Origin of the sequence: Gilliamella sp. B14448G11, from assembly GCF_016101765.1 — a bacterium.
Classification (GTDB): Bacteria; Pseudomonadota; Gammaproteobacteria; order Enterobacterales; family Orbaceae; genus Gilliamella; species Gilliamella apicola_N.
On sequence record NZ_JACFPX010000058.1, the window covers coordinates 1 to 339 of the forward strand.

The 339-nt window shown below is 37.5% G+C and carries 1 protein-coding gene; it reads left to right on the plus strand.

The window, feature by feature from the left end; all coding sequences use genetic code 11:
- On the plus strand, window positions 1–339 hold a 339-nt coding region (locus tag H3S88_RS13170; RefSeq protein WP_198231991.1), incomplete at both ends, for a hypothetical protein.

The following is a 339-nucleotide window of genomic DNA, read 5'->3' on the forward strand; positions in this document are numbered from 1 at the left end:
AAAGTGTCTGGGATATAACCTTACACAGTCAGATGGTGGAATCTTCGGTACAAGTACAGGATTATAACTACCGCGATGCGCAGGCGAATTTACTCGGTGAAGTTAACAGCCAACAAAAAGATAACACCACTTATGGCACCGATTATCGTTATGATGAGCACTATAAAGGCTTAAATAGCAATGGTAATGGTAGTAATGCCAATAACAATGAAATAAATAATCACAACAAAAATGATGATGATGATGATGAAAACAGTGGTGATATCGATACCGATGATAGTCAAGGCAGTAAGGGCAATAATAACGATAATAGTCGCGATAACAACAGTGATATTAGCA